The organism is Bartonella sp. AP72JLCBS, assembly GCF_042195705.1.
Lineage (GTDB): Bacteria > Pseudomonadota > Alphaproteobacteria > Rhizobiales > Rhizobiaceae > Bartonella.
In genome coordinates this window covers 1-8449 of the sequence record NZ_JBHIOU010000024.1, presented here as the reverse complement: position 1 = coordinate 8449, position 8449 = coordinate 1, and the positions used below count along the sequence as shown (strand labels likewise).

Annotated in this window: 2 protein-coding genes; one reads left to right on the top strand and one right to left on the bottom strand. The window is 37.1% G+C overall.

What is annotated here, in order from left to right:
* Positions 1 to 1754 (bottom strand): ShlB/FhaC/HecB family hemolysin secretion/activation protein (locus tag ACFILO_RS08630; RefSeq protein WP_375678143.1); only part of this gene is annotated, 1754 nt, incomplete at its 3' end.
* Between the two features lie 968 nt (positions 1755 to 2722).
* Between ACFILO_RS08630 and ACFILO_RS08625 the strand changes: the two genes are divergently transcribed.
* On the top strand, positions 2723 to 7696 hold the full coding sequence (locus ACFILO_RS08625; RefSeq protein ID WP_375678142.1) for a DEAD/DEAH box helicase: 4974 nt from the start codon (positions 2723 to 2725) through the stop codon (positions 7694 to 7696).
* The last annotated feature ends 753 nt before the right edge of the window (positions 7697 to 8449 follow it).

Sequence of the window (8449 nt, the reverse complement as noted above, 5' to 3'; positions counted from 1 at the left end):
TTGTGCTTAACTGTGCTCCAAAAAATACTGGAATAACTGGCATCAAGAGAGACCATGCCTCCCGCAAGCTTGACACCTGCTGTCCAACCGGCAAGCTGGTCACTCTTAATCCCATACAAAACTTGCGAAAACACACGCCCATAATCCAAACCAACATAAGGGCGAAGTTCACCAAAAACCTTTTTGAAGATCGCGTGATTGCTCCACGGAATGGCGCGTAGCAACAAATCATTCCGGCTAAAAAAACCGTTATTGCCAAAAAGCAAACTCTCACGCGTACCACGAACATTGGAAGCACCCCCCAACGAAATCTGTTCAGCTCCCAATAAATTATGCGGTGAATATTGACCACTCAAAAGATTGCTCAGTATAAAGTCCAAGCCCCCTACCTTAAAAGGCGTCATGACACTAAGCGTACCAGTAAATTTGGCAAATTGTGGCTCCGCATCCCCTGCTCCTGGCGCATGTTTCTTTACTGAATGAAACAAGGGAAGACCTTGCAAATAACTCACATCAAAGGTCCAAGTCCCCCCCAACATCTGGCGAGAATGCGAAATGCCAAAATTGGCGACGCTATATTGACGGCTGCCCACTTCAATCTTATTGCCAAGAAGGTAATTGTTGGTTCTTTTATAAGAAAGCCCCAAATTCAAGGTTGTAAGGGAAACACTATCACGGTAAAGAACCCTGCTTGTACTGGCGTGCAACTCACTGGAATCCCCCGTCGTCTCAATATCGGTAAAATTGCCAGGGATTATGCTTTGGTAATTATAAACAGTGCCATTCAATCCAAAGGTCCAATAACCATATGGAATACTCACACTCGCTGAAATGTTATTGCTATGTCCTTCTTGCTTGCTCCCACCCCAATAATCGGGCTCACTGCGTTGATAGTTAAAATCCCACGCATCATTCATCCCTAAAATATTTTCTACCCTCAAGCCCGCACTATAACGCGCATAACCCGTGGAAGATTGTCCCATATTGTCATGAGAAACAGTAACCTTGAAAGTTTTATCGGGATGATTGTTAATATTGACAATGGTGCTCCCTTCTTCACGCCCTGGAAGAAGTTCGCTTTGAGCGTGTGCTGAACTCAAACGGTTGATCTGATCAAGCCCCTGTTCAATATCGCGCATGTTCAGAACATGACCTTGAAGCCCAGGAAAAGCACTCCACACAACATTGTTATAACGAGATGCCGGTGAACCATTATAGTAAATCTCTGAAAGTTTCCCCTCAACGACAACAAATTTGAGCGTCTTGCTGTTTTTGATATCTTGATCAGGAATATAAAAACGCGCCGTTACATAGCCTTGATCCAAATAAACTTTGGTTAACTTCTTGATTAAGAGCTGAATATCGACAAGACCGATACATCTTCCAACATAAGGCTCTGTTACGGCTGATATAGAGCGCTTTTTGACATGATGCACTCCCTCAACAACAAGAGCATGAATGGGAAAACATTGCTTCCCACCCAAAAGCGTTTCTGGATTTTGCTCTGAAGGCGTCTTTATCCTTTTAGGCGTTAAAGCGCGTAATTTCTCAATTCTTTCTAATTGCTGCTTTTCTGAATACCCACGAGAAAAATTATCTGTTGGGGAATGAAAAATAGCTGAGGAACGCGCATAAACATTTACACCTGTAAACAAGCCAAAGAAAACAACAATGGCACGAAAAATTCTCAAAAGAGAACTTTGGCGTAAAAATATCAATAACAATACAGATTGCCCCCGCTTTGCATTATTCATGAAGCACTCTTTAAAAGAACTTCATGGAACCGCTAATAAATCCACTCAAAACAGCCACTGCCCTATAACACTTTTAACAAAAGCACATGCCTCTGTAACCAAAGAAAAGTGACACCCAAAAACTGCTTTATTTTAACTGCTGAAGATCTCTCCCCCACATTTCTATGGAAAAACCTCTAAACAAAACTGTTTAGCCCGTCAATGGTTAATACATTAATATCCCCAGTTTAATGCTACAATATATTTATCAATAATTAGAGATAAATTCACTCTCCAGCTCCTCTAAACCACTCAACACGCATATAAACGAGACATCGTGCTATCAAGCACATTCTGTCGTCAAAAACCATCATAGAAAACAATAAGAAATCTCTTTTGAAGTCTTTAAGATAACCACGCAAAACTCTTTTTATGGCATTCTCATCAAGGAACTTTTTTCCAAAAGCAAATGATCTGAGTGACCTTATCAGAAGAGTTTTGTCAGTCTTGTCAGTTCATTCTAGCTCCTATATTATTTTTTTTAAATGAGAGAAAATTAAAAACATTATATTTCAATATGTTAGTATTTTAATGATACAACCTATATCGACAATACAACCTTAAATACAATCCATAATATATATTTGTCAGTTTGTGTCAGTAAATTAAACTGACAAAATAGACTATTTTAGTGACTCATAAAACCTATCAAAATACTCATTATGATATTTTAAAAGCACATAGTTCATTTGTCTTGATGAACACGTGAAACGAACAGCAAAATTCACTATTTTGCTGATTTTACCTCATGTCATAGGCTGTGGATAAGTAGCCTTTAATAAAATTTCTTTTTAAGCAGGTTGTGGGTCTTTAGCACCCTTTTTTTATTTTATTATTGCTATTTGTTTTAAATAGATCTAGCAGATTCTATTTAAAGTTTTTTGACACCGATAGATCAACGCTTATAAAGCGGTGGGGTTTTATTATAAATGCTTCAATCTCATAACAAATCACTGACATTACGCTCTCTGTTACAATCCTACCGTGATCATACAGAAAGTGCGCGCGATAGAGGAACTTCTTTTGAAAAGTTTGTAATTGCTTATTTGACGCAAGACCCTCTGCAATGCCAAGAATATGAAAAGGTTCAAACCTATTGTGAATGGGCAAAAGAGCATGGAGAAGATGGGCGTGATATCGGCATTGATCTGGTTGCTAAAATTCGTGATGAAGAAGGATATGCCGCTATTCAATGTAAGTTTTATAGTGCAAATCATCAGATCAAGAAAGAAGATATTGATAGCTTTATTGCTGCCTCGGGAAAAAAGATCTTCACACGCCGTATTCTGGTTGATAGCACCGAAGGTAATTGGAGTAACAATGCCGATCTCACCTGTGAAGGACAAGGAGTCCGCATTCAACGGATTAATCTTTTCGATCTGGAAAACAGTCAAATAGATTGGTCAACCTTTGAAAGCAAAGGGGAAGCTACTCTTAAGAAAAAAGAAGCGAAAAAGCTTTTAGATCATCAACAAGAAGCGCTTAAAGCTGTTTGTGACGGTTTACAAACAGCAGACCGTGGCAAGCTGATTATGGCGTGTGGAACGGGAAAGACCTTTACCAGTCTGAAGATAGCAGAAACTCTTGCTGGTCAAGGTAAACGTGTTTTATTCCTTGTCCCCTCTCTTTCTTTAATGTCACAAACAATAAGAGAATGGACAGCAGATACAGCAATACCCTTGCGTTCCTTTGCGGTGTGTTCTGATACACAAGTTGGCAAGCGTCGTAAAGCCCAAGATGATGCTGCCGAACTCGATGTCTCGGATCTCGCTCTACCAGCAACAACAGATTCTCAAAAGCTTGGAGAAAAAGCCAATAAGGTTTCTCCTGATGCCATGACAGTGGTCTTTGCTACCTACCATTCGATTCAAGTGATTTCGGATGCGCAAAAGAAATATGCTTTACCGGAATTTGATCTGATCATTTGTGATGAAGCACACCGTACCACTGGAGCTGTGTTAGGAACAGACAAGAGTGAATCTGAGTTTATCAAGGTTCATAATAATAGCCTTATTCGGGGAAAGAAACGTCTGTATATGACAGCAACACCTCGTATCTTTAGTGATAATGCCAAAAAACAAGCTAATGAGATTGATGCCGTTCTGGCTTCTATGGATGATGAAGAGCTTTATGGCAAAATCCTTTATTCTTATAGTTTCTCCCATGCTGTAAAAAATGGACTTTTAACGCCTTACAAGATTATCGTTTTAGGTGTTGATGAAGGAGAAGTGAGTAAATCTATCCAGCATCTGATGACAGATGAGAATTATGAACTTATTCTTGATGATAGAACAAAGATCATGGGTTGTTATCAAGCTCTTACCAAAATGGATCTGAAAATTGATCTTGGAGATGATACAAGACCCATGCATCGGGCTTTGGCTTTTTGTAGAGATATTAAAACTTCTGAACGCATTCGTGACACATTCAATGATGAAGAAGTTAAGAAAGATTTACGTGATCTTCATGAAAACCATAAAAATATTCCCCCTCTTAACTGTCAAGTAGATCATATTAATGGAAAATCTGGTGCCAAAAACCGTACGATAAAACTTGATTGGTTGAAAGAAGATGCGGGTGAGAATGTCTGCCGTATATTAACCAATGTACGCTGCCTTTCAGAAGGTGTTGATGTTCCTTCCCTTGATGCGGTTATGTTTTTACACCCGCGTAAAAGCCAAGTGGATGTGATACAAGCAGTGGGACGTGTGATGCGTCGTGCAAAAGGCAAAAAGATGGGCTATATCATTTTGCCGGTTGGTGTTCCTGCTGGTGTTTCACCAGAAGAGGCATTAAAAAACAATAAGAGATACAGTGTTGTCTGGCAAGTTCTCAATGCTTTGCTTGCCCATGATGAGAATTTTAGTAAAACCCTTAACCAGATGGTCTTAGGACAAGACGTAAGCTCTATCATCGACATTGTTACAGTTTCTAAAAAGACCGAATTAGAGAATGTCACCACGGTTATTGACGAAATCCCGCTCCACGAAAAATCAGAAAAATCCGGACTTTGTATTGGGACACAAGCTCATGAACCGCACCAAACATATGAAGGACAAGGAAGATTGCCCTTTTTTGTTGAGTTTCCCAATGCTCTCAAAACACTGATTGTTAAAAAATCTACTATGAGTGATTATTGGGGCATTTGGGCTGGCAATGTTGCTGAGATTGCACAAAACCATATCACACGCCTTCAAACTATGCTTTCTGATCAAACAAGCGAAGCTTATCATGCCTTTGATGCGTTTTATAAAGAATTAAAAAACAACTTAAACAGTGAGATAAAGCAAGAAGAAGCGATTGAGATGTTAGCGCAACATCTTGTGACGCGTCCCGTGTTTGAAGCCTTGTTTGAAGGCAATGAATTTGTACAAAATAATGCCATTTCGCAAGCAATGGAAAAAATCTTAACAGAACTCGATAAAACCAATATTGAGGAAGAATCCAAAGAATTACAAGAGTTTTATGACAGCGTAAAGTTCCGTGCCTCTGGCATTACCGAACCACAGGCAAGACAAAATCTTATTATCAAACTTTACGAAGATTTTTTTACCAAAGCTTTTAAGAAGACAACGGATAGGCTTGGCATTGTTTATACCCCCGTTGAGGTTGTCGATTTTATCATTCATTCTGTTGATGATGTGTTGCGTAATGAGTTTGGAAAAAGCTTGGGGTCACGTGGAGTCTCTATTCTTGACCCTTTCACTGGAACGGGAACCTTTATCACAAGGCTTTTACAATCAAAGCTCATAAAACCAGAGGATATGGAATACAAATTCCGTCATGATATCCATGCCAATGAGATTGTTTTACTGGCTTATTACATAGCTGCCATTAATATTGAATCGACTTATCATAGTTTGAAGAAAGGAGAGTATATTCCTTTCAAACATATTGGTTTAACCGATACATTCCGGATGCTTGAAAAACAAGATCTGATGAGAGGTTTACTAGAGAAAAACAGTGAATATTTGGAACATCAGAAAAATCTAAATATTGAAGTTATCTTTGGTAACCCTCCTTATTCAACAGGTCAAAAAAGTGAAAATGACAATGCAAAGAATACTCCTTATCCGATATTAGATAAACGTATTCGTGAGACATATGCTGCTCAATCCAAAACAACTTATGTGCAAGCACTTTATGACAGCTATATTCGCGCCATTCGTTGGACAAGTGACCGTATAAAAGACTGTGGTGTTATTGGTTTTGTTACAAATGCCGGTTTTATTAATGGAAGTTCTATGGATGGTTTACGAAAATGCCTCGTTGAGGAATTTAGTAGCCTTTATATTTTCCATTTGCGGGGTAATCAACGAACCTCTGGAGAAATTTCTCGAAAAGAAGGTGGTAAGATTTTTGGTGAAGGATCTCGTGCCCCTATTGCTATCTCTATTTTGGTTAAAAATCCAAAATCCAAACAACAGGGGAAAATATATTTCCGTGATATTGGAGATTATCTCAATAGAGAAGAAAAGCTCACGATAATTGAAAAATTTAGGAGTATTAATGGTATTACACGGAGCAAACAAGGTTGGCAAATAATTACACCAGATAAGCATGGGGATTGGCTTAATCAACGTGATGACAGTTTCAAATCATTTTTAGCCATAGGTGCTAAAAAGGGACATGATAAAAAGTTTTTTGAGACTTATTCTTGTGGTCTAAAAACCAATCGTGATGCATGGGCATATAACTCAAGCCGTGAAATAGTGACAAAGAACATGAAGAATATGATTACGTTCTATAATAGCGAAGTGGAACGTTTTAATGGCACTTATACACATACCGATAGTAAAGCACGTACAAGGGATGTAGATAGTTTTGTCAATTCCGATGAAAGGAAAATCAGTTGGAGCTATAGTGTTAAACAACAGTTAATTAGAGGCAAAATTTTTGAATTTGAAGAGACATGTCTCACTCAGAGTTTGTATCGTCCTTTTACACAACAGTGGCTTTATTATAATCGTACTTTTAATGAATCAGTTTATCAAATGCCGCATATATTTCCTATGGGAAAAATAATTGAAAATAGAGTCATAAAAATTGCTGCTGTAGGAGCAAGAGGTGGATTTTCTATCTTGATGACTAAAAATGTACCTGATGTGGGTGTGATAGATAATAGCCAATGCTTTCCACGCTATATTTACGAAGACACTCTAGTTTCAAAAAATAAAAGTGAAAAACAATCTCATTTATTTACGAATTCTACAGAGAAAAACACAACATCTGGTTTACAGAGACGTGATGCCATTACGGATGAAGGACTAGCATATTTTAAAATGGCTTATCCGAATGAAACCATAACAAAAGATGATCTATTCTATTATGTTTACGGTTTGCTTCATTCAGAAGATTATCGCTCTCGTTATGCTGATAATTTATGCAAAGAATTACCTCGTATCCCTTGTGTAAAGAGTGCTGATGATTTTTGGAAATTTGTAACAGCAGGGCGTGAATTGGGTCATTTGCATGTGAATTATGAAGATGTAGAACCTTATCCAGTAACCTTTAAAAAGGGTAATCCAAAACAGACAGAGATCTCTAATCCCGAAAAATTCTATTATGTAACTGAAATGAAATTCGCAAAAATTAAGAATAGTAAGGAAAAGGATAAATCGACTGTTTTTTATAATAGCAATATCACAATAACAGATATCCCTCTTGAAGCTTATAAGTATATCGTCAATGGCAAACCTGCTCTTGAATGGGTTATGGGGCGTCAATGTGTAAAGACTGATAAAAAGAGTGGCATTGTCAATGATGCCAATCGCTATGCTGTTGAAACCGTTGGCAACCCTGCTTACCCATTGGAGTTGTTTCAAAGGGTTATTACGGTAAGTTTAGAAACAATGAAGATTGTTAAGAACTTACCAAAATTAGAAATAAGAGAAACTGAATAAGCTTATTAAAGCATGCTCACATAATGAGTGTGATAACCTTACAAGGGGTATAAGGTCTTATAACCATAATCTATACCTCTCTTGTTAGATTGCTTACATACAATCTTTAAAAGGAATGTTTATATGCATTATTCTAAAAAAGAGCATTTGCACTTTTTAACACTGTACTTTGGATTGCTTTAAGGCTTATAAGAAATCCCATCTTAAAGTGAATTAGATTTTTTACATTGCCTTTAAAAGATTATACCGTAATCTAAAATGATAGCTTTATTGTTATCAGAAGCTTTGTTTAAAGAGAGTTATGTATATTCATTTTCTTATATTACTTATAGGTTTTGAATGTTTCTCAAACCCTCAAAATACCTTCAAAACCCCTTTTTATATATATTACAGATTGTATTTACGTGTTTTGTGTAATATAGGTTGTTTATTTAAAACATTAACATATTGAAATATAATAACTTTTATTTTTTGATTGAAAAAAATATATAAAGGGGGGTAAAAGGCCCCCTCAAAATACTCAAAATCTTCAAAACTCATAACCATAATGGTCTTGATAGCATTTCATATGAGTTACAAACTATCTTTTGAAAGGCTTTAAAGATTACATACTCTCATAAGACATGTTTTAATCATTCACTAAATGATCACTTTTGTCGATTCAATGTACTGACATAAACTGACAAATATATATTTACAGTTGTATTTATTTGTTATGGCTGTTTTAATAAGTTGTATTTTGAAAAATTCATA